This window comes from Streptomyces sp. NPDC025651 (assembly GCF_055558735.1).
This window is the reverse complement of record NZ_JBVHLZ010000024.1, coordinates 1-20,183: the sequence shown is the minus strand read 5'-3', so window position 1 is coordinate 20,183 and position 20,183 is coordinate 1. Positions and strand designations below refer to the sequence as shown.

Genomic DNA, 20,183 nt, shown 5'->3' with positions numbered 1-20,183 from the left:
CGCTGGACCTCTCGACCAGCACAACCCCCTTTCACCGGTACACACATGCTGACGCCTGCGCGCTCGGCAGAGGAGTTCACATGAGCACGGTGCCGCACAGCGAGCCCCTGATCTTCAACCCGTTCACGCCGGAATTCATGGCCGACCCGTACCCGCACTACGCGGAGCTGCGCCGCGAGGTCCCGGTGCACGAACACCCCGGCGGCTTCTGGATGCTGTCGCGCTACGCGGACGTGGACGCGCTGCTGCGCTCCGGTCTCTCCGTCGAGCAGCGCCACGTCGCCCCCGGCCCGTTCCGCGACGCGTACACGAACGCGGGCGTCACGGACGAGCCGCGCCTGAAGGGCCTCGCCCTCCTCGACCGGGACGCGCCGGACCACACCCGGCTGCGCAAGCTGGTCTCCAAGGCGTTCACGCCGCGTGCCATCTACGCCATGGAGCCGCGGATCAAGGCCCTTGTCGACGAGGCGCTCGACGGCATCGCCGCGGCCGGCGGCGGCGACCTGGTCGAATCCCTCGCGTTCCCGCTGCCGTTCACCGTGATATCCCGGATGCTCGGGATGCCGCCCACCGACACCAAGCGCATGCGGTACCTCACCAACGTACTGATGCGCTCCGTCGAACCGACCACGGACCCCGAGATCATGAGGGCCGTCGAGTCGGCCGACGCCGAGCTGTTCGACCTGGTCGGCGAGGCCGTCGCCTGGAAGCGCGACAACCCCGGCGACGACCTGCTCAGCCAGCTCATCGCGGTCGAGGACGACGGCGACGTGCTCAGCCACGACGAGCTCGTCGCCCAGGTCACCATGCTCTACGTCGCGGGCCACGAGACCACCGTGAACCTCATCTCCGGCGGCACGCTGGCCCTGCTGCGCAACCCCGACCAGCTCGAACTGCTGCGCGCCAAGCCGGAGCTGATCGAGAACGCCGTCGAGGAGATGCTGCGGTACGACGCCCCGGTGCACAACAGCCGGCGGATCAACCTGGAGCCGTACCACGTCGGCGGGTTCGAGATCCCGCCGGGCTCGTTCATCCTCGCCAACCTGGCCGGCGCCAACCGCGACGAGGAGTTCTTCGGCCCCGACGCGGAGGAACTGCGCCTGGACCGCGAGAACGCCCGCAAGCAGCTCTCCCTCGGCGGCGGCATCCACCACTGCCTCGGCGCGGCGCTGGCCCGCATCGAGGGCCGGGTGGCGATCGGCGGCCTGGTGGAGCGCTTCCCCGACCTGGCCCTGAACGGCGAGGTCGAGTGGAACGGCCTGCTCAGCCTGCGCGGTGCGGCCCGGCTGCCGATCACCGTGTGAGCGACGGCCCCACGGGTGCGTACCGCGGCGGCGCACGCCGGTACGCACCCGTGGCTCCCGCCCGAGGACAGCGAAGCGACGACGAACGGATCAGTGACCATGACCAGCGTTGACCCCGGCACCGCATGCCGGGTGAAGGACCTCCCGGTGGCCGAACGGCGTGACGACGCCTGGCGGATCCTCGCCGAGAAGGGAGAGGTCGCGCCCATGGCGGACGGCCTCGCGGTGACCGGCCTCGCCGGTGTGAAGGAGATGCTCAGGGAGCCGAACCGGTTCTCGGCCAAGATGGTGTTCGACGGCGTGGAGAGCGGCTTCCCGCTCATCCCGCTGGGCTACGACCCGCCCGAGCAGACCCGCTACCGCCGCATCCTGCAGCCGTTCTTCAGCCCGCGCCGCATCCGGCCGCTGGAGGAGTCGCTGCGCGCCCAGGCCGTCGACCTCGTCGAGGGCGTCAAGGCCCGCGGTGGCTGCGAGTTCGTCGCGGACATCGCCGACCCCTTCCCGGCCCAGGGGCTGCTGACCCTGCTGGGGCTGCCTCTCGAGGAGCGCGAGCAGTTCATCGCCTGCAAGACGGCGGCCCTCGCGCTCACCGCCGACGCCGCGGGCGAGGTCCCCCTCACCGACGAGGAGCGGGCGACGGCGACGGAGCGGACCGTGGCCACGGCCGGCTATCTGATGGAGCTGATCCAGACCCGCCGCGCGCGGCCCGGTGACGACATCCTCAGCGAGATCCTGGCCATCGACGGCGACGACCGGCTCTCCGACGCGGAGGCCATGGGTCTGTGCGTGATGCTCATCATGGCCGGTCTGGAGACCGTCACCGACGCGCTGAGCATGGCCATGGAGCGCCTGGCCACCGCCCCCGAGCGGCGCAAGGAACTGGTCGCCGACCCCTCCCTCGTGCCGGCGGCGGTGGAGGAACTGCTGCGCCTGGACCCGCCCGCGCCGTTCCTGCCCCGGGTCACCACCGAGGACGTCGAGGTCGCGGGCTGCCCGGTGTCGGCCGGGACCCTGGTCAACGCCCACCTGACGACGGCCAACCGGGACGAGGCCACCTGGCCGAACCCCCACGAGATCGACTTCCACCGCCCGGAGAACGCGCACACCGCCTTCGGCGTCGGCGTGCACCGCTGCCTGGGCGCGCATCTGGCGCGCCTGGAGATGCAGATCCTCTTCGAGGAGTGGCACCGCCGGATCCCGGAGTACACGATCGCCGAGGGCACCGCGCACCGGGCCAGGCTGGTGCGCGCGAACATCGGGATGGAGTCGCTGCACCTGACGTTCTGAGGCGTGGCGCGAGCGGGCCGAGACGTGGCGCGAGCCTTTCGGAGGCGCGACGCGAGCCGCACGCCCAGCGACAAGTCCCGGGCGTGCGGCGGGAGTTCACGCCTCCTGGGTGCGGCGCACGCACTCCGCGACCACCGCGCCCAGGCTGCCCGTGCGGTGCAGCACGTCACGCTGGACGCGCGCGCCGTTGCCGTGCCGCAGCAGCCCCTCGGTGCCCTTGCGCACCAGGTCGAGGTCGCCGGTCGCCTCCAGCGCGTCACGGAGGTGGTCGAGCAGCGCCCGCACCACCTCAGGGGCCCGCGCGGGCCGCATGGTCAGGGGGTGGACCAGGTCGTCGTCGAGACCGGACCGCGCCGCCCGCCACGCGGCCAGGCGCAGCAGCCCGACGGCGTGCCCCAGCGGCGGCACGCCCGCGCGCCACTCGCGGGCGGCCGTCTCGACGAGCCCCCGGGCCAGCGCCGCCACGAGGACGGTCGACGTGGCCTGCAGGCACACGTCCGCGACCCGGATCTCGACCGTCGGATAGCGGTGCGAGAGCCGGGCGTCGAAATAGACCATGCCCCGGTCGCGGACCACGCCGGTGGCGACCATGTCGTGGACCCGCTCCTCGTACCGGGCGGCGGAGCCGAAGACCTCGGTGGGGCCCGCCATCGGCCAGCGCCCCCACACCCTGCTGCGGTAGCTGTTGTACCGGGTGTCGTTGCCCTGCCAGTACGGCGAGTTGGCGCTCAGCGCGACAAGGACCGAGAGCCAGGGCCGGATCCGGTCGAGGACGGCCACGCCCTCCTCGTCCGACGCCACCGACACATGGACGTGGCAGCCGCAGGTCAACTGCTCCTGGGTGGTCAGCCCGAACTGCTCCTCCATCCACTGGTAGCGGGTGCCCGTGTTGACCGAGGGGCTGGTGGGCAGGGGTGAGGTGGCGAGGGCGGCGACCGCGGCGCCCACGTCTCCGGCGTGCCGCGCCGCGTCCGAGCGCCACCGCGCGATCTCCTCCGCGAGGCTGTCCATGCCCGTCCGCGGCTGCGTGGCGAACTCGAGCTGATGGCCGTGGAGTTCCTTCTCGAACGCCTCGTCCTCGGGCTCGCGGTAGTCGTCGTCGTGCCGTTCGGTGCCTGAGTTCCCCCCGGTGTCCATGGCCGCCCGCTCCAGGACGGCCGAGGAGAGTGCCCGTGGTTCCCCGCTCTCGCGGTCGATCAGGAGGAGTTCCTCCTCCACTCCTACGGTGCGCACAGGACGCCGCCTCTCTGTCCGTGGCCGCGGCCCCGTCCGATGTTTCAGCCGGGACCGTTCGGCAAACCGATCATTTATGGTGCAAATCGGCTACACGATGATGACCGAGCAGGCCGGGCCCCGCGCACTCGTCGACCATGTGGTCGCCGCGGAGCGGGCCGGCTTCGACTTCTCCGTCACCTCCGACCACTATTTTCCGTGGCTCGACGCGCAGGGACACTCCCCGTACGCGTGGAGCGTGCTCGGCGCCGCGGCGCACGCCACGTCGCGGATCCCCCTCATGACGTACGTGACCTGCCCGACCGTCCGCTACCACCCCGCCGTGGTGGCCCAGAAGGCCGCGACGACACAGCTGCTCGCCGAGGGCCGCTTCCGGCTCGGGCTCGGCTCGGGCGAGAACCTCAACGAACACGTCGTGGGCGCCGGATGGCCGTCCCCGCAGGTCCGCCTCGACATGCTCGAGGAGGCGGTGGAGATCATCCGCGCACTCTTCACCGGTGACGAGGTCAACCATCAGGGCACCCACTTCGACGTGGCGAACGCCCGGCTGTGGGACCTGCCCGACGAACTGCCGCCGATCGGCGTCGCCGTCTCCGGCGAGCGGTCCTGCGCGCTGGCCGGGCGGCTCGCCGACCTCGTCGTCGCGACCGAGCCCAAGGCCGAGCTGCTGGCATCCTTCGACCGGCACGGGGGCCGTGGCAAGCACCGCGTCGGTCAGCTGCCCATCTGCCACGACCCCGACAAGGACGCGGCGATCGCCCGCGCCCACGACCAGTTCCGCTGGTCCGTCGGGGGCTGGCCGGTCAACTCCGAACTGCCGGGACCCTCCGGGTTCGCCGGTGCCACGCGGTACGTCACCCCGCAGGACGTCGCGGAACAGATCCCGTGCGGTGACGACGTCGACGACTTCGTCGAGGCCGTGCGCCCCTACGTCGATGCGGGCTTCACGGAGATCGCACTCGTGCAGGTGGGCGGCGACCACCAGCTCTCCTACATCGACTGGGCCGAGAAGGAACTGCTGCCCGCGCTGCGGGAGCTGTGACACGAGGGGCACCCGTGCCCTCCCATCCGGCCGGGCCGCCGTGCCCCGCCCGAGAAGATCCGAGGAGACCCGAGGAGACCCGAGGAGACACCATGAACGACACCCCGCACCCCCCGTCCCCCGACCTCGTCCACGTGGTCCTCGGCGAGTGCTCGGCGGCCGACGCGGACGCAGTCTTCACCGTCCTGAACGACCACTTCCGCTCCGACCGCGGATCCGACGTGCCGCGCAGGACGGGACAGGACCGCCCCGACGTCTGGACCGGCGGCTTCCTCGCCGACCACGACCCGGGACCCGTGACGGGCGTACTGCTCGCGGGCCCGGTCACCGCCGACCTGCAGGGCGGCCCGGTCGCCGTGGCCCGGCTGCGCGCCGCGCTCGCATCGGCCTTCGTCGCCACGTCCGGCGGCACCGCGTCCGGTGACCAGGAGGTCGAGGTGCAGCTCCGCCTGACCGGCGCCGAGCACGGGGAGCCGCGGGGGGACGGCTGAGGCGGCCTCGGGACCGTCCGTCACGGGCGTGGCCGCTGAACCGGCCCCCTTCCCTCCGGGCGCGGTGCCGCCATACTTTCCGGATGACCGTCGTCGTCGTGGGGGCCGGACCCGCCGGGCTCACCGTTGCCAACATCCTGCGCGCCGCCCGCGTGGACTGCGTGGTGCTGGAGACGGAGAGCAGGCAGTTCGTCGAACAGCGGCCCCGCGCGGGCTTCCTGGAGGAGTGGGCGGTGCGGGCCCTGGACGAGCGGGGGCTCGCCGGGCCCCTTCTGGAGCGCGCGCAGGCGCACGTCGAGTGCGAGTTCCGCAGCGCGGGCGAGCGCCACCGGTTCCGCTACGCCGAGCTGTCGGGCCGGCGCCACTTCGTCTATCCCCAGCCTTTGCTGGTGACGGACCTGGTGCGGGCGTACGCCGACGAGGCGGGCGGCGACATCCGGTTCGGCGTACGCGGCGTGGACCTGCACGGCATCGACACGGACCGTCCCGCGGTGTCGTACACGGACCCTGCCACGGGGGAGCGGGTGCGCATCGACTGCGCCGCCGTCGCCGGCTGCGACGGGGCACGCGGCGTGACCCGCGACCACCTGACCGCCCGGCACGCCACCGTCGCCCGGCACGACCACGGCATCGGCTGGCTCGCCCTGCTCGCCGAGGCACCGCCGTCCTCGGACTGCGTGGTCTTCGGCATCCACCCCCGCGGCCTCGCCGCCCACATGGCCCGCAGCCCGCAGATCACCCGCTACTACCTGGAGTGCCCGCCCGGCGACGACCCGGCGAACTGGCCCGACGACCGCGTCTGGTCCGAGCTGCACGCCCGGCTCGCCGCCGACGGCGCGCCGCGGCTCGCCGAGGGGCGGCTCGTCGAGAAGCGCGTCCTCGACATGCACGACTACGTGGTGCAACCCATGGCGTACGGACGGCTCTACCTGGCCGGCGACGCAGCCCATCTCGTCGCCCCGATCGCCGCCAAGGGCATGAACCTCGCGCTGCACGACGCGCTGCTGCTCGGCGACGCCTTGGCCGCGTACGTCAGGGGCGGGGACGGCAGCGGGCTCGGCGGCTACTCGGCGCGCTGCCTGCCGAGGGTGTGGCAGTACCAGGAGTTCTCGCGGTGGTTCGCCGAGCTGCTGCACGGCGCCTCGTCCGGCGACCCCTTCGCCGCGGGCACCGCGGCCGCCCGGCTGCGCAGGATCCTCGGCTCGCCGGCCGCCGCGGCCGCCTTCGCCGAGCTGTACATCGGTGAGAACGTCGACAACTGACCCTGCCCGTCGGCGAGTTGCCCCCGTGCAAGCGTAGGCGCGGGCCGGTCAGTCCGCCGTCGTGTGGCGGTGCCGTGCCCACGCGGGCAGCACGAACCAGCACAGCAGGTACCAGGAGACGACCCCGGCCACCAGCCAGGGCACGACGGTGTTGTCGGTGGCGACCCGCAGCACCAGCAGGAGCGCGGACGTCAGGGTGCCGAGCAGGAGGATCAGACCCACGAGGGTCAGCCGGGACGCCCACACCACCGCCTGCGGCTTGATCCTGCGGCCCGACACGATGCGGTGGAAGGAGACCGGCGCGATGAGGGCGCCGGTCGCCGTCGAGCCGAGCAGCACGGTCACGATGTAGATGGTCCGGTCGGTGTCGCTCAACTCCGCGAAGCGTGGCGCGAAGACGACCGTCAGGAGGAAGCCGAACAGGATCTGGACGCCGGTCTGCGCCACCCGGACTTCCTGGATCAGGTCGTTCCAGCGGCGGTCGGCGCGCTCCTCCTCGGTCTCGTCGCGGCCGTGGCTCCGGGCCCCGGCAGTGGCGCCGGGCTGCTCCTCGAACTTCCTGTTCGATGTGTCCACAGTGTCGAGTCTGCCCACGAATTCAGGACACAACAAGCGGAGCGATTCACGATCGGTGTGGCCACCGATGATTCGAACCGGCGTGTCCGGGCAGGCGGGAGGTCGAACGATCGGCGTACCCGAACCCGAGGGAGGAACCTCGTGCTGCTGGCGCACCCCGTCGTCCTGGAAGATCTGCTGGAGCGCTACAGGGCCCTGGCGTTGCTGCGTGCCGACCAAGGAGGCGCGGCGAGCCGCCAGGCGTACGAAGACGTCGCCTACAGTCTGTGCCTGGCGACCGGCACCAGCGACGTCGACGCCGCGGTCGTCGCGGCCGGGCACCGGCTGCCCGGCGCCCGGGTCACGGACGACTCGCTGCTCTCGGTCTGAGCCCGCGCTCTCCCCTTCTTTCCGCTTCTTTCCGCCTTCTTCTCGCGGGCGCCGCTACTCCGTGGAGCCGTACCAGACCGTCGTGGCGTTGCAGAACTCGCGGATGCCGTGGCCCGACAACTCCCTTCCGTAGCCGGAGCGTTTGACGCCGCCGAAGGGGAGGCCGGGGTGTGAGGCGGTCATGCCGTTGAAGAAGACGCCGCCCGCCTGGAGGTCCCGTACGCAGCGGGCGATCTCGGAGTCGTCACGGGTCCAGACGTTCGAACTCAGCCCGAACGGCGTGTCGTTGGCGAGCTCCAGGGCCTCGTCCAGGTCCTCGACGCGGTACAGCGTGGCCACCGGGCCGAACGTCTCCTCGCGGTGGATCCGCATCCGCGGGGTGATGTCCGTGAGGACGGTGGGGGAGTAGTACCAGCCCCGCTCCTGTTCCTTGGGGCGCTGTCCGCCGCACAGGGCGGTGGCGCCCTGGTTCAGGGCGTCCTCGACGAGTTCCTCCAGGTCGGCGCGGCCCCGCTCGCTGGAGAGCGGGCCGACGTCGGTGCCCTCGTCCATCGGGTCGCCGACGGTCAACTCCCGCATCCCGGCGACGAACCGGTCCCGGAAGGCGTCGTGGACGTCGGCGTGCACGATGAAGCGCTTGGCGGCGATGCAGGACTGTCCGTTGTTCTGCACGCGGGCGGTCACCGCGGTCTTCGCGGCGCGCTCGACGTCGGCGCTCGGCAGGACGATGTAGGGGTCGCTGCCGCCGAGTTCGAGGACGGTCTTCTTGATCTCGTCGCCCGCGACGGACGCCACCGAGCGCCCGGCGGGCTCGCTGCCGGTGAGGGTCGCGGCGGCCACCCGCCGGTCGCGCAGGACGGCCTCGACGGCGTCCGAGCCGATCAGGAGGGTCTGGAAACAGCCCTCCGGGTAGCCGGCGCGGCCGAACAGGTCCTGGAGGTAGAGGGCGGTCCTCGGCACGTTCGACGCGTGCTTGAGCAGCGCCACGTTGCCCGCCATGAGGGCGGGGGCGGCGAACCGCACGACCTGCCAGAGCGGGAAGTTCCACGGCATCACGGCGAGCACGACGCCGAGCGGGCGGTAGTGGACCGCCGCCCGCACGGCGCCCGAGTCGACCACGTCGACCTGTGCGGGCTCCTCGTCCGCGAGCAGTTCCTCGGCGTGCCGGGCGTACCAGCGCATGGTCCTGACGCACTTGGCGGCCTCGGCCTCGGCGGCCTTGACGGGCTTGCCCATCTCCGTCGTCATCGTGCGGGCGATGTCCGGTACGTCCTCCTCCAGGAGGTCGGCCGCCCGGTTCAGGAGCAGGGCGCGCTCGGCGAAGCCGCTGGTGCGGTAGCGGGCGTGGGCGGTGTCGGCGGCCGCCAGACGCCGTTCGATCTCCGCGGGCGGCAGCGGCTCGAAGGTCTCCAGTGTCTCGCCGGTGGCGGGATCGACCGTGGCGATGGGCATACGGTGCCTCCTCCCAGGCCTACCGCGGCTCGGGAGGGTCCTGGTCCGGTTCCTCCCAGGAGTCCGCGCGGGCCTGTGGCTCTTGCGGTGGGGCGGGGCGGCGCGCGACCAGTCGTCGTCCGTACCAGAACAGGGCCAGCAGGACGACGACGACCACGATGCCGAAGATCAGCAGCAGTGATGAGGTTCCGCTTGCGGCGAGGGGCATGGTGCCTCCGTGAACGGCCGAGACGTCCAGCCTAGGCCGCCGTGCGGAACGAGGCATTCGGAGGCGTGCCTTCCGTGCCGGGCCTCAGTCGGTGGAGAGCGCCTCGAGGAGCTGCCCGGCCTTGGGGTCGGACAGCGCGCGTGCGGCGTCGGCGAGGGCGACCATGCCGACCAGGGAGCGGCCGTCGATCACCGGGAGACGCCTGACCTTGTGGCTGGTCATGGTCGAGAAGACCTCGTCGACGCTGTCGTCGGCGCCGATGGTCACGGCCTCGCCCTGCGCGAGCTCGCCGACGAGGACCTTGGACGGGTCCTTGCCCTTGCCGAGGACCTTGACCACGATGTCGCGGTCGGTGATCACGCCCTTGAGCCGGTTGTCGGTGCCGCAGATGGGCAGCGCCCCGACGTCGAGTTCGGTGAGCTTGGCGGCCGCCTGGAGGACGGTCTCCTCGGCCCCGGCGCACTCGGCGCCCGGAGTCATGATGTCGCGTGCGGTGGTCATGTGAGCCTCCTTGCGGATCGGTCGCGGGCCCGGTCCCGCGGTCCGGTGCGGGGCCGGGCCGTTGTCGCCGACCGGGTGCCCCACCGGCGAGGGCGTAACACCCGTGGGGCCGTGCCGCGTTCAGGGATTCAGAGGCCGAGCTCGGTGAGGCCGGGGTGGTCGTCGGGCCGGCGGCCGAGCGGCCAGTGGTAGAGGCGGTCGGACTCCCGGACGGGGAGGTCGTTGATGCAGGCGTGGCGGGCGCGCATCAGGCCGTCGTCGTCGAACTCCCAGTTCTCGTTGCCGTAACTGCGGTACCACTGGCCGGAGTCGTCGTGCCACTCGTAGGCGAAGCGGACCGCGATGCGGTGGCCGTCGTGGGCCCACAGCTCCTTGACGAGCCGGTAGTCGAGCTCGCGGGCCCACTTGCGGGACAGGAACGCGACGATGTCCTCGCGGCCGGTCACGAACTCGGCGCGGTTGCGCCAGCGCGAGTCCTCGCTGTAGGCGAGGGCCACCTTCCGCGGGTCGCGGCTGTTCCAGCCGTCCTCGGCCAGGCGGACCTTCTCGATCGCGGTCTCCCGGGTGAAGGGCGGGACGGGGGGTCGGGTGCCGGCGGACATGGCGGTCTCCTCATGAGCGGTGTGTGCGGGACGAGTGGTGTCGACGAGCGGAGAACGGTCGTTCTCCGGCATGGTCCGCCACGATAGGAGAACGTGCGTTCTCGCGCAACGGCGCACCGGGTCGCGTAGGCGTAGTAGCCTGAGAGAACGAACGTTCTCAACCCGGACGGGAGCCACCATGGATCACGCCGAGGCGGAGGCCAGACTCCTCGACGCCGCCGAAGGGCTCTTCTACGAGCGCGGCATCCAGACGGTCGGCATGGACCAGGTCCGCACCGCGTCGGGTATCTCGCTCAAGCGGCTCTACCAGCTCTTTCCTTCGAAGTCGGAGCTGGTCAAGGCCTGTCTGGAGCGCCGCGACCGACGCTGGCGCGAGCGCCTTGCCGCGTACGTGGACGAGAGGGAGGGCGGCGAGGAGAAGGTCCTCGCGGTCTTCGACTGGCTGCACGAGTGGTTCGCCGAGCCGGACTTCCGTGGCTGCGCCTTCGTGAACTCCTTCGGCGAGCTCGGCGCGGTCGACCCGGCGGTGGCCGACACCGTCTGGGCGCACAAGAGCGCCTTCCGGGACTACATGGCGGGGCTCGTGGCGGACGCGGGCGGCCCGGAGCGGGCCGTCGGGCCGCTGGTCCTGCTCGCCGAGGGGGCCATGACGACCGCCGCGATCTCGGGTTCGCCCGAGGCCGCGCGCCAAGCCCGGTGCGGCGCCGCCCGGTTGCTGGCCGCGTCGTAAGCTCGACCGTTCGACGGCCCTGCCGTCCGACACGAGGAGGGGCGATGGCGAAGACGTACCGCGTGCACTTCGGTACGCGCATGATCAACCGGGTGTTCCACACGCTGACCGGGTTCGGGCTCGGCAACGCCTACCGGTACAACCTGAGCGTGCGGGGCAGGAAGTCGGGGCGCCTGTACTCCACCCCGGTCGACGTGATGTCGGCCGACGGCGAGCGCTGGGTCGTCGCCGCCTACGGGGTGAGCGGCTGGGTACGCAACGCGCGCGCCGCCGGGCGGATCGGCCTCAGCCGCGGCGGCAGGTCGCAGAGCGTGGGAGTGGTCGAGCTCGGGCCCGAGGAGAGCGTGCCCGTGCTGCGGCAGTACCTGCGCGAAGTCCCCGTCACGCGGCCCTACTTCGACGTGACGGCCGACTCGTCGGACGAGGAGTTCGCCGCGGAGGCGGCGCGGCATCCGGTGTTCCGGCTGGTGCCGCCGGTGTGAGGCGGTGAGGTGCCGGGCGGGCCCGCCCGGCACCGTCGGGTCACACGTCAGCAGCTCAGGTTCGAGCCGGGCGTGGTGCCGAGGAGCTGCGTGAAGGCCTTGTACCGGTCGATGCGGCTCTGGACCTGGGCGGGGTTGCCGCCGTTGCACTCCAGGGTGCCGTTGATGGCGCGGATCGTCTCGCCGAAGCCGGCGCCGTTGACCATGGCGTTGTGCGGGGTCATGGTGCCGGGGCCGCTCTGCGTGTTCCAGTACCAAAGGCCCGTCTGCCAGGCGATGGCCGGGTTCTGCTCCACCAGGTAGGGGTTGCCCAGCAGGTCGATGCCGAGCGCGTCGCCCGCGGCCTTGTAGTTGAAGTTCCAGCTCAACTGGATCGGGCCGCGGCCGTAGTAGGCGGCCTGTCCGGCCGGGCAGCCGTAGGGCTGGGTCTTGTCGCAGTAGTGCGGGTAGTTGTTCTGGTTCTGCTCGACCACGTACTTCAGGCCGCCCGTCTCATGGCTGACGTTGGCGAGGAACGCCGCGGCCTCCTGGCGCTTGACGGTGTCGCTGCCGGTGTTCGCGAAGGCGGGGTACGACTTCAGGGCGTCGGTCAGGCCCTTGTAGGTGTAGAACGAGTTCCGGCTCGGGAACATCTTGTTGAACTGCGCCTCGCTGACGACGAAGCCGGACGGGTCGGGGTTGCCCGGGTCCGTGCCGCCGCCGCAGGTGCCCTGGTCCGCCCAGACGTCGGAGCGGCCCGGAGTCTCGTTCTGGGTCCACCACTTGGCGGTCCAGTTGTGTCCGTTGTACGAGGCCGACTTGCCGCCCGTGTAGACGGACGAGGAGTTCCACGGCGCGGCGCACTCGGCGGCGGACGCCGTGGTGGCGGCCGGGCCCAGGACGATCATCGCGCCGAGCGCGGCCAGCGCGGCGGCGAAGCCGGTGATGCGTCTGATCATGCCAACTCTCCTTACGGGCGGGGAGGATGGCGGCCCGCGCCGCCATGGGGGTGCCGCGACTCAAGCGAAAATGGTCTGGACCTGTCAAGGTCTGGACCAGGACCGAATGCGTGCGACCGGTGCGGCGAGAGTGGTGCAGCCACCGTCGAAGGCGCGCCGGACAAGCCCCTCAACAGCGGTGATGGGCAGGAGAGTTGGGCCGGGCGGCGGTCCGCGACCGGAGGCGATCAAAGGTAAAACTTCCGGGCCGTCCAGCATGCGGGCCGCTGCCGCGGCTTTGACAGGGCGAAACATGGGATGTTCCCATGTCTGGCATCGGGAGTGGGAGAACAAGAGAGAAGGTGCCGACCGATGCCGTTGCGCAGTGCCGCGCGGACCAACCTCGTCGACCTGGTCATCGCCCAGATGGAGAGCCTCATCTCCGACGGCGAGTGGCAGGTGGGCGAGAAGATCCCGGCCGAGCCGCTGCTCGTGGAGCAGCTCGCGGTGGGCCGCAACACCGTGCGGGAGGCGGTCCGCGCCCTGGTGCACACCGGCATGCTGGAGCCCCGCCAGGGCGACGGCACGTATGTGCGGGCGAACAGTGACTTCGGCGCGGCCGTGCAGCGCAGGCTGCGCAGGGCGGGGGTCCTCGAGGCGTACGAGGTGCGTGCCAGCCTGGAGCGCGACGCCGCGCGCCACGCGGCGGAGCGCCGCACGGACGAGGACCTCGCGGCCCTGCGGACGGCGCTCGCCGAGCGCGGGCGGGCCTGGAGCAGCGGGGACACGGCGGCGTTCATCGACGCGGACGTGGCCTTCCACCGCACCGTCGCCGACGCGGCGCACAACACCGTCCTCGCCGAGCTGTACGGACACCTCAGCGACGCCCTGCGCGAAACGCTCCGGTCGGTCGTCGGCGCGCCCGTCCCCGACTCCGTGCGCCACCAGCTCGACGCCCACGAGGCGATCGTCGACGCCATCGAGGCGCGGGACGCGGAGGCGGCGGAGAAGGCGGTCCTCGCCCACCTCGCCGAGGGCATGGCGGCCCTGCGGGACCAGGACACCGACGCCGACGCCTCGGAGGCGAACCATGGCTGAGGGATCACGAACCGCTCCGGGGCCGACGGCCACCGGTGGGACGGCGGCCGCCGCTGCCGACTCGCGGCGGACGCAGGCCGACGGCGCGGCTGCGGAGAGGGCCGACGGGGTCGGCGCGGGCGCGACAGGCACGTCAGGTGTGACAGGCACGTCAGACGTGACAGGCACGTCAGGCGTGACAGGCACGTCAGGCGTGACAGACGCGACGGGCGCGGCAGGTGCGGCAGGCGCGTCGGCCGAAGCTCTCGGCTCCGGGGCGGCGGTCGCCGCCGAGGCCGTGGCGGACACGGCTGCCGCCGCCAAGGCTGCGCGGTCCGGCACGGCGCCCGCGCCCGCCATCGCCGCCGAGACGGCCGGTAGGCCCGGTCCGGTCGGTGGCCGCGGGGGTGACAAGGCGGGCGGCAGCCCCGTTGGGAGCGGTGTGCCCGCCGGGCGGCGGGCTCTCTGTCTCGCCCTCGGCGTCGTTCTGCTCGCGCTCAATCTGCGGCCCGCCCTGGTCGCGGTCTCCCCGCTCGCCGACACCATCCGTGACGACAGCGGCATGTCCGCCGCCGCCACCAGTCTGCTGACCGCGCTTCCGCTCCTCTGCTTCGGACTGCTCGCGCCCGTCGCGCCGCGGCTCGGGCGGCTGTTCGGGATGGAGCGGTCGCTGCTCGGCACCATGGCGCTGATCTGCGCGGGCACGGCCCTGCGCATGCTCGACTCCGTCGTCGCGCTCTTCGCGGGAACCGTCGTCATCGGCGCGGGCATCGCCGTCGCCAACGTCCTGCTGCCGGGCCTGATCAAGCGGGACTTCCCGGCCAAGGCCGGTCTGATGACGGGCCTCTACTCGATGTCCCTGTTCGGGGGCGCCGCCCTCGCGGCCGGCGTCACCCTGCCCGTCCAGCAGGCGAGCGGCATGAACTGGCGCACCACGCTGGCCTGTTGGGGCGCCCTCGCCGTCGTCGCGCTGCTCGTGTGGCTGCCGCAGATCCGGTCCCGTACGCGCGTGACCGCGGCCGCGGCGCGCCAGGCCGCCCACCCCGTACGCGGCCTGTGGCGCTCCCCGCTGGCCTGGCAGGTCACCGCGTACATGGGCCTGCAGTCCCTCAACTACTACGCGGCCGCCGCCTGGCTGCCCACCGTGTTCCAGGACGCGGGGATGGCCGCGGGCGACGCGGGCTGGATGCTCTCCTTCTCCTCGCTGCTCGGCATCGCGGGCTCCTTCCTCGCTCCGGTGATCGTCGGCAGGCGCCTGCGCTCGGGCACCCTCGCCGTCCTCGGCGCCGCGCTCTGCGCCCTCGGCTACGCGGGCCTGCTCGCCGCTCCGGTCGGCGGCGCCTACCTGTGGATGACCCTGCTCGGCCTCGGCCAGGGCGCGGCCATCAGCCTGGCGCTGCTCTTCATCGTGCAGCGGGCGCCCGACGCCCGGCACGCCGCGCAGCTCTCCAGCATGTCCCAGTGCTTCGGCTACGTCCTCGCCGCGACGGGGCCGACCGTCCTCGGTGCCGTCCACGACGCCTCGCACAGCTGGACCGTGCCGCTCGTCCTCCTCCTCGTCCTGCTCGTGCCGCAGGTCGCGGTCGGTCTCGGCGCCGCACGGGACCGGCACGTGGCGGGCATCGGCTGAGCCCCGCTCGGGCAGGATGCACCCGGTGCGCTTCTCCACGGCGCACCACAACGGAGGAGAAGGGTGCAGCGATGACCAATTCGGCTCCCGGGCGGTTCGCGATCTCACGGGCGACGCTCGACGACTGGCGTGTGGTGACGGGATGGGCGGGGGACGAGGGCTGGAACCCGGGCCTCGCCGACGCCCCCTCGTTCTTCGCGCAGGATCCCGAGGGGTTCTTCATCGGGCGCCTGGACGGCGATCCCGTCTCCGCGATCTCGGTGGTCAACTACGGGGACAGCTACGCCTTTCTCGGGTTCTACCTCGTCCGCCCCGACCGGCGAGGCCACGGCTTCGGCCTCGCCACCTGGCAGACCGCGCTCGCGCACGCCGACGGCAGGACCGTCGGCCTCGACGGGGTCCCCGCCCAGCAGGGCAACTACCGCCGCTCCGGGTTCACCTGGAAGCACGGCACCCAGCGCTACATCGGCCCGCTGCCCACGAACGGCGTGCCCGACCGGCACGTGCGCCCCGTCGAGGCCGCGGGCCTGCGCGCGCTCATGGCGTACGACAGCGCGTGTCTGCCCGCCGACCGGCCCCGCTTCCTGGAGTCCTGGCTCGCCGCCCCCGGCCACCGCGCCCTCGCCCGCATCGTCGACGGCAGGCTCACCGGGTACGGAGTGATCCGCCCGGGCCGCGACGCCCTGCGCGTCGGGCCGCTGTTCGCGGACACCCGCGCCGACGCCGAGGCGCTCCTGGACGCGCTGGCCGCGGAGGCGGACGGCGCGCCTGTGGCGATGGACGTGCCCGAGACCAACGCGGAGGCCGTCGCGCTCGCCGAGGCGCGCGGGATGAAGCCCACGTTCGACACCGCCCGCATGTACACGGGCCCGATCAGGGCGTACGCCGAGGAGCGCGTCTTCGGCGTCACCTCGCTGGAACTCGGCTGAGCGGCACGGGTCGACTTCCCGCCGGCGCACGCCCGCAGCGGCTTTCCCGCGCCCCTCGACGGGCGCGGGAGAGTGTTGACCTCAAGTTTGCTTGAGGTCCTAACGTTCCTCGCATGAGCATGGAAACCACCGCATGGACCCAGCTGCACAGCGTCATGAACGCACAGCAGGACCGCCGCCCCTTCGCCCGCGCCACGCTGCGCCGCATCGGCACCTTCGCGAGGCCCCACCGCAGACGCATCTGGCAGTTCGTGCTGCTCAGCATCGTCACCGCACTGCTCGCCGTGGCGACTCCCGTCCTCGCGGGGAGCGTCGTCGACGCCATCGTCAACGGCCGTGACTCCTCCGTCGTCGTGCGGTACGCCCTGCTCATCGCCGTCATCGCGCTCGCGGAGGCCGGCCTCGGGCTGCTGAGCCGCTGGTTGTCGGCGAACCTCGGCGAAGGCCTGATCCTCGATCTGCGCACCGCCGTCTTCGACCACGTACAGCGCATGCCCGTCGCCTTCTTCACGCGCACCCGCACGGGCGCCCTCGTCAGCCGCCTCAACAACGACGTGATCGGCGCGCAACGGGCGTTCAGCAACACACTGTCCGGCGTCGTCGGGAACGTGGTCACGCTGGTCCTGACCCTCGGTGTCATGCTCACTCTTTCGTGGCACATCACCCTGCTCGCCCTGGTGCTGCTCCCGGTCTTCATCGTGCCCGCGCGCCGCATGGGCTCCCGGATGGCCAAGCTCCAGCGCGAGGCCGCGCACCACAACGCCGCCATGGGCACCCGGATGACCGAGCGCTTCTCCGCGCCCGGCGCCACCCTCATCAAGCTCTTCGGCAGGCCCGGCGACGAGTCCGCCGAGTTCGCCGCGCGAGCCCACCGGGTGCGGGACATCGGCGTCCGCACCGCCATGGCGCAGTCCACGTTCATCACCGCCCTCACACTGGTGTCGGCCCTCGCGCTCGCGCTGGTCTACGGCCTCGGCGGGTACTTCGCGCTGGAGGGGACGCTGGAGGCGGGCGCCGTCGTCTCGCTGGCCCTGCTGCTCACCCGGCTGTACGCGCCGCTGACGTCCCTGGCCGGGGCGCGCGTCGAGGTCATGAGCGCGCTGGTCAGCTTCGAGCGCGTCTTCGAGGTGCTCGACCTGAAGCCGCTCATCGCCGAGAAGGACGACGCGGTGGCCGTGCCCGAGGGGCCCGTCGCCGTCGAGTTCGACAACGTGCGGTTCGGCTACCCGGCCGCCGACAAGGTCTCCCTCGCCTCCCTCGAAGAGGTCGCCTCGCTCGACACCCGCGGCGGCGAAGAGGTCCTGCACGGCCTGTCGTTCCGCGCCGAGCCCGGGCAGACCGTCGCGCTCGTCGGGTCCTCCGGCGCGGGCAAGTCGACCATCGCGCAACTGCTGCCGCGGCTGTACGACGCCGACGAGGGCACCGTCCGCATCGGCGGCGTCGACGTACGCGACCTGTCAGCCGCGTCCATGCGGGCCACCCTGGGGATGGTCACGCAGGACGGCCACCTCTTCCACGAGTCCGTCCGCGCCAACCTGCTCCTCGCGCGGCCCGACGCGAGCGAGGACGACCTGTGGGACGTGCTGGGCCGGGCCCGCCTCGACGACCTCGTGCGGTCCCTGCCCGACGGCCTGGACACCGTCGTCGGCGAGCGCGGCTACCGCCTCTCCGGCGGCGAACGGCAGCGGATGACCATCGCGCGGCTGCTCCTCGCCCGGCAGCGGGTCGTCATCCTCGACGAGGCAACGGCCCACCTCGACAACACCTCGGAGGCCGCCGTCCAGGAGGCCCTCGCCGAGGCCCTCGAAGGCCGCACCGCCGTGGTGATCGCCCACCGGCTCTCCACGGTGCGCTCCGCCGACCAGATCCTCGTCGTCGAGGCGGGGCGCATCGTGGAACGCGGCACGCACGAGGAACTCCTCGAACTGGGCGGGCGGTACGCGGAGTTGTACCGGACGCAGTTCGCCAAGGGGACGGACGCCCCGGCGGCCGGGGACGCGGAGGCCGTGCCGGTGGGCTGAGGGGAGTCCCTCGTACCGCAAGCCGTGGCCAGACGTCCACCAGGAGTTCATTGGTTCCCCACCAACCACACCCCCTCCCGTGAGAGAAACCCCCTCATGTGCGATGACGAGTTGATACCGCCGAGCGCGGACATGACGGAGGAACAGTGGCTGCGGGCGGACCCACAGCTCGCCGAAGGGCCGGTGGGGGAGCGGGTCCGGCAGATGCGGGCCGTGCGGAGGCGGTCCGTGCTCGGCGGTGTGGTCGCGGGCGCCGCGGCGCTGACGGTCCTGCCGGGGGCGCAGCCGCCCGCGGCGGCGGCCGAACGCGCGAAGGACGGCAAGTTCCCCCTGCCGACCGCGCCGAACCGGTCAGGTGAGTACGCGGTTCTCCTCACCGGTGACGCCGGCACCGGCGAGGAGGCGCAGCACGCGGTGGCCGCCGCGGCCCGCGAGGTGTGCCGCGCGGAGGGCGTGTCCGTGGCGGTCGGCCTCGGCGACAACATCTACGAGAACGGCCCCGAGTCGGACCACGACTCGGAGTTCCGCACCAAGTTCGAGGACCCCAACTCCGGCCTGGACATGCCCTGGTTGATGGTCCTCGGCAACCACGACTGCTCCGGCCTGATCCCGGGCAGCGGCGGCGACCCCTCGCGCGGTGACCGAGAGGTGTCGTACGCGAAGGGGTCGCGGCGCTGGTACATGCCGAGCCGCTACTACAACGTGGCGCTGCCGTCCGCCGCGGGCACGTCCGCCACCGCGAACGGCCAGGGCGATCCGCTCGTGGAGTTCTTCGCGATGGACACCAACCCCGTCACCTCGTACGTCATCCAGACGGACCCGCACTACCGGTGGAACGGCCCGTACATGCGCGAGCAGCGCGCGTGGCTCGACGGCGCGCTCAAGGCGTCGCGGGCCCGCTGGAAGATCGTGCTCGGCCACCACCCGTACCTGAACAACGGCAAGCACGGCAGCGCCGGTTCGTACGACGGCTTCGTCATCGGCAACTACACCAGCGGCATCCACCTCAAGGAGATCTACGAGGAGGTGGTGTGCGGCCGCGCCGACCTGATCCTCTCCGGCCACGACCACACCCTGCAGATCCTGGAGCCCACCACCCGCACCGGCGGCACCCGGCAGATCGTGTGCGGTGCCGCGGGCAAGGCCGGGGACGGCAAGGCCCACTTCGACCACCCGGCGACCTGGCAGAACTTCTCGGACCACGGCTTCATGATCCTGAAGGTGTCGCAGCGGGCGATGACCGTGGACGCGTACACGGTGGACGTCGCCACGCGCCGGGCCCGCAGGGTGCACCGCATGCGCACGGCGACGCCGGTGGGCCGCTAGGGCGCCGGAGAGGAAGGCGCGGCCCGGGCGCGCGTGGCCCGGGCCGCGGGAGCGTCAGAGCGAGGCGCCGACGAGGAGGGCGAGGTCGATGAGGCGGTTGGAGTAGCCCCATTCGTTGTCGTACCAGCCGACGACCTTGACCTGGTGGTCGGTGACGCGGGTGAGTTCGGCGTCGAAGATGCAGGAGGCGGGGTCGCCGGCGATGTCGGTGCTGACGATGGGGGCTTCGGTGTAGGAGAGCAGGCCCTTGTGGCGGCCGGTGGCGGCGGTCGCGTAGGCCTCCTTGATTTCCTGGAGTGAGGTGGTGCGGCTGGGGGTGATGGTGAGGTCGGTGACGGAGCCGGTGGGGACGGGGACGCGCAGGGCGAAGGCGTCCATGCGGCCGGCGAGTTCGGGCATGACCAGGCCGATGGCTTTGGCGGCGCCGCTGGAGGTGGGGATGATGTTGAGGGCGGCGGCGCGGGCGCGGCGGAGGTCCTTGTGGGGGGCGTCCTGGAGGTTCTGGTCCTGGGTGTAGGCGTGGACGGTGGTCATCATGCCGGCGTCGATGCCGACGGTGTCGTGCAGGACCTTGGCCAGGACGGCCAGGCAGTTGGTGGTGCAGGAGGCGTTGGAGATGATGGTGTGGCGGTCGGGGTCGTAGGCGTCTTCGTTGACGCCGAGGACGAGGGTGATGTCCTCGCCGCTGGCGGGGGCGGCGATGATGACCTTTTTGGCGCCGCCGTCGATGTGGGCGCGGGCGCG

General features: G+C 72.2%; 21 protein-coding genes. 13 read left to right on the top strand and 8 right to left on the bottom strand.

The window, feature by feature from the left end:
• The first annotated feature begins 80 nt into the window (after positions 1-80).
• Both ACZ4D5_RS43050 and ACZ4D5_RS43045 read left to right on the top strand, forming a co-directional pair.
• Positions 81-1,304 (top strand): cytochrome P450, encoded by a 1,224-nt coding sequence (locus tag ACZ4D5_RS43050; RefSeq protein ID WP_467778006.1) that lies wholly within the window; start codon positions 81-83, stop codon positions 1,302-1,304.
• 99 nt (positions 1,305-1,403) lie between these two features.
• The gene (locus ACZ4D5_RS43045; RefSeq protein ID WP_467778005.1) at positions 1,404-2,591 is read left to right on the top strand and encodes a cytochrome P450; all 1,188 of its coding nucleotides are present in this window, start codon (positions 1,404-1,406) and stop codon (positions 2,589-2,591) included.
• Between the two features lie 96 nt (positions 2,592-2,687).
• Here the strand turns inward: ACZ4D5_RS43045 and ACZ4D5_RS43040 are convergent, their stop codons facing one another.
• The gene (locus ACZ4D5_RS43040; protein WP_467778004.1) at positions 2,688-3,824 is read right to left on the bottom strand and encodes a glutamate--cysteine ligase 2; all 1,137 of its coding nucleotides are present in this window, start codon (positions 3,822-3,824) and stop codon (positions 2,688-2,690) included.
• 76 nt (positions 3,825-3,900) lie between these two features.
• On the opposite strand from ACZ4D5_RS43040, the gene ACZ4D5_RS43035 reads away from it, so the two are divergent.
• The 3 genes from ACZ4D5_RS43035 to ACZ4D5_RS43025 all read left to right on the top strand — a co-directional run bounded on the left by ACZ4D5_RS43035 (position 3,901) and on the right by ACZ4D5_RS43025 (position 6,619).
• On the top strand, positions 3,901-4,866 hold the full coding sequence (locus ACZ4D5_RS43035; RefSeq protein WP_467778003.1) for an LLM class F420-dependent oxidoreductase: 966 nt from the start codon (positions 3,901-3,903) through the stop codon (positions 4,864-4,866).
• Positions 4,867-4,958: 92 nt separating this feature from the next.
• A complete protein-coding gene (locus ACZ4D5_RS43030; protein ID WP_467778002.1) occupies positions 4,959-5,357 on the top strand; it encodes a hypothetical protein in 399 nt (132 codons plus the stop codon).
• Positions 5,358-5,440: 83 nt separating this feature from the next.
• Complete coding sequence (locus ACZ4D5_RS43025; protein WP_467778001.1) at positions 5,441-6,619, top strand: 4-hydroxybenzoate 3-monooxygenase; 1,179 nt, start codon at positions 5,441-5,443, stop codon at positions 6,617-6,619.
• Between the two features lie 48 nt (positions 6,620-6,667).
• On the opposite strand, the gene ACZ4D5_RS43020 is transcribed toward ACZ4D5_RS43025, so the two are convergent.
• A complete protein-coding gene (locus ACZ4D5_RS43020; RefSeq protein WP_467778000.1) occupies positions 6,668-7,195 on the bottom strand; it encodes a DUF6328 family protein in 528 nt (175 codons plus the stop codon).
• A gap of 141 nt (positions 7,196-7,336) precedes the next feature.
• Between ACZ4D5_RS43020 and ACZ4D5_RS43015 the strand changes: the two genes are divergently transcribed.
• The gene (locus ACZ4D5_RS43015; RefSeq protein ID WP_467777999.1) at positions 7,337-7,564 is read left to right on the top strand and encodes a DUF5133 domain-containing protein; all 228 of its coding nucleotides are present in this window, start codon (positions 7,337-7,339) and stop codon (positions 7,562-7,564) included.
• Between the two features lie 54 nt (positions 7,565-7,618).
• Here ACZ4D5_RS43015 and ACZ4D5_RS43010 read toward each other — a convergent pair whose 3' ends face one another.
• From ACZ4D5_RS43010 to ACZ4D5_RS42995, 4 genes are all read right to left on the bottom strand, one after another.
• Entirely contained in the window at positions 7,619-9,016 is a 1,398-nt protein-coding gene (locus ACZ4D5_RS43010) for an NADP-dependent succinic semialdehyde dehydrogenase (protein ID WP_467777998.1), read from the bottom strand.
• Between the two features lie 19 nt (positions 9,017-9,035).
• A complete protein-coding gene (locus tag ACZ4D5_RS43005; protein WP_467777997.1) occupies positions 9,036-9,224 on the bottom strand; it encodes a DUF6479 family protein in 189 nt (62 codons plus the stop codon).
• Between the two features lie 84 nt (positions 9,225-9,308).
• Complete coding sequence (locus tag ACZ4D5_RS43000) at positions 9,309-9,725, bottom strand: CBS domain-containing protein (RefSeq protein ID WP_467777996.1); 417 nt, start codon at positions 9,723-9,725, stop codon at positions 9,309-9,311.
• A 128-nt stretch (positions 9,726-9,853) separates the two neighbouring features.
• Positions 9,854-10,327 carry a nuclear transport factor 2 family protein gene (locus tag ACZ4D5_RS42995; protein ID WP_467777995.1) on the bottom strand — a complete coding sequence of 158 codons (474 nt, stop codon included), beginning with the start codon at positions 10,325-10,327 and terminating at the stop codon, positions 9,854-9,856.
• Between the two features lie 178 nt (positions 10,328-10,505).
• On the opposite strand from ACZ4D5_RS42995, the gene ACZ4D5_RS42990 reads away from it, so the two are divergent.
• Positions 10,506-11,057, top strand: coding sequence for a TetR/AcrR family transcriptional regulator (locus ACZ4D5_RS42990; RefSeq protein WP_467777994.1), 552 nt, complete (start codon positions 10,506-10,508; stop codon positions 11,055-11,057).
• Positions 11,058-11,101: 44 nt separating this feature from the next.
• Positions 11,102-11,539: a nitroreductase/quinone reductase family protein gene (locus tag ACZ4D5_RS42985; protein ID WP_467777993.1), complete on the top strand. Its 438-nt coding sequence runs from the start codon at positions 11,102-11,104 to the stop codon at positions 11,537-11,539.
• 47 nt (positions 11,540-11,586) lie between these two features.
• On the opposite strand, the gene ACZ4D5_RS42980 is transcribed toward ACZ4D5_RS42985, so the two are convergent.
• On the bottom strand, positions 11,587-12,477 hold the full coding sequence (locus ACZ4D5_RS42980; protein ID WP_467777992.1) for a glycoside hydrolase family 19 protein: 891 nt from the start codon (positions 12,475-12,477) through the stop codon (positions 11,587-11,589).
• A 351-nt stretch (positions 12,478-12,828) separates the two neighbouring features.
• On the opposite strand from ACZ4D5_RS42980, the gene ACZ4D5_RS42975 reads away from it, so the two are divergent.
• From ACZ4D5_RS42975 to ACZ4D5_RS42955, 5 genes are all read left to right on the top strand, one after another.
• On the top strand, positions 12,829-13,554 hold the full coding sequence (locus ACZ4D5_RS42975) for a FadR/GntR family transcriptional regulator (RefSeq protein ID WP_467777991.1): 726 nt from the start codon (positions 12,829-12,831) through the stop codon (positions 13,552-13,554).
• A gap of 421 nt (positions 13,555-13,975) precedes the next feature.
• Complete coding sequence (locus tag ACZ4D5_RS42970) at positions 13,976-15,163, top strand: CynX/NimT family MFS transporter (RefSeq protein ID WP_467778010.1); 1,188 nt, start codon at positions 13,976-13,978, stop codon at positions 15,161-15,163.
• Between the two features lie 71 nt (positions 15,164-15,234).
• Positions 15,235-16,092, top strand: coding sequence for a GNAT family N-acetyltransferase (locus tag ACZ4D5_RS42965; protein ID WP_467777990.1), 858 nt, complete (start codon positions 15,235-15,237; stop codon positions 16,090-16,092).
• Between the two features lie 119 nt (positions 16,093-16,211).
• Complete coding sequence (locus ACZ4D5_RS42960; RefSeq protein ID WP_467778009.1) at positions 16,212-18,113, top strand: ABC transporter ATP-binding protein; 1,902 nt, start codon at positions 16,212-16,214, stop codon at positions 18,111-18,113.
• A gap of 96 nt (positions 18,114-18,209) precedes the next feature.
• Positions 18,210-19,439: a metallophosphoesterase gene (locus ACZ4D5_RS42955; protein WP_467777989.1), complete on the top strand. Its 1,230-nt coding sequence runs from the start codon at positions 18,210-18,212 to the stop codon at positions 19,437-19,439.
• 54 nt (positions 19,440-19,493) lie between these two features.
• On the opposite strand, the gene ACZ4D5_RS42950 is transcribed toward ACZ4D5_RS42955, so the two are convergent.
• A partial coding sequence (locus ACZ4D5_RS42950) for a type I glyceraldehyde-3-phosphate dehydrogenase (RefSeq protein ID WP_467777988.1) occupies positions 19,494-20,183 on the bottom strand: 690 nt, incomplete at its 5' end.

What these genes read in the sequence shown, in the direction of transcription:
- ACZ4D5_RS43050 (WP_467778006.1), top strand. Translation starts at nt 81, where the DNA reads ATGAGCACGGTGCCGCACAGCGAGCCCCTGATCTTCAACCCGTTCACG.
- ACZ4D5_RS43030 (WP_467778002.1), top strand. Translation starts at nt 4,959, where the DNA reads ATGAACGACACCCCGCACCCCCCGTCCCCCGACCTCGTCCACGTGGTC.
- ACZ4D5_RS43025 (WP_467778001.1), top strand. Translation starts at nt 5,441, where the DNA reads ATGACCGTCGTCGTCGTGGGGGCCGGACCCGCCGGGCTCACCGTTGCC.
- ACZ4D5_RS42955 (WP_467777989.1), top strand. Translation starts at nt 18,210, where the DNA reads ATGTGCGATGACGAGTTGATACCGCCGAGCGCGGACATGACGGAGGAA.
- ACZ4D5_RS42980 (WP_467777992.1), bottom strand. Translation starts at nt 12,477, where the DNA reads ATGATCAGACGCATCACCGGCTTCGCCGCCGCGCTGGCCGCGCTCGGC.
- ACZ4D5_RS42985 (WP_467777993.1), top strand. Translation starts at nt 11,102, where the DNA reads ATGGCGAAGACGTACCGCGTGCACTTCGGTACGCGCATGATCAACCGG.
- ACZ4D5_RS42990 (WP_467777994.1), top strand. Translation starts at nt 10,506, where the DNA reads ATGGATCACGCCGAGGCGGAGGCCAGACTCCTCGACGCCGCCGAAGGG.
- ACZ4D5_RS42960 (WP_467778009.1), top strand. Translation starts at nt 16,212, where the DNA reads ATGGAAACCACCGCATGGACCCAGCTGCACAGCGTCATGAACGCACAG.
- ACZ4D5_RS43010 (WP_467777998.1), bottom strand. Translation starts at nt 9,016, where the DNA reads ATGCCCATCGCCACGGTCGATCCCGCCACCGGCGAGACACTGGAGACC.
- ACZ4D5_RS42975 (WP_467777991.1), top strand. Translation starts at nt 12,829, where the DNA reads ATGCCGTTGCGCAGTGCCGCGCGGACCAACCTCGTCGACCTGGTCATC.
- ACZ4D5_RS43000 (WP_467777996.1), bottom strand. Translation starts at nt 9,725, where the DNA reads ATGACCACCGCACGCGACATCATGACTCCGGGCGCCGAGTGCGCCGGG.
- ACZ4D5_RS43005 (WP_467777997.1), bottom strand. Translation starts at nt 9,224, where the DNA reads ATGCCCCTCGCCGCAAGCGGAACCTCATCACTGCTGCTGATCTTCGGC.
- ACZ4D5_RS43035 (WP_467778003.1), top strand. Translation starts at nt 3,901, where the DNA reads ATGGTGCAAATCGGCTACACGATGATGACCGAGCAGGCCGGGCCCCGC.
- ACZ4D5_RS42965 (WP_467777990.1), top strand. Translation starts at nt 15,235, where the DNA reads ATGACCAATTCGGCTCCCGGGCGGTTCGCGATCTCACGGGCGACGCTC.
- ACZ4D5_RS43045 (WP_467778005.1), top strand. Translation starts at nt 1,404, where the DNA reads ATGACCAGCGTTGACCCCGGCACCGCATGCCGGGTGAAGGACCTCCCG.
- ACZ4D5_RS42995 (WP_467777995.1), bottom strand. Translation starts at nt 10,327, where the DNA reads ATGTCCGCCGGCACCCGACCCCCCGTCCCGCCCTTCACCCGGGAGACC.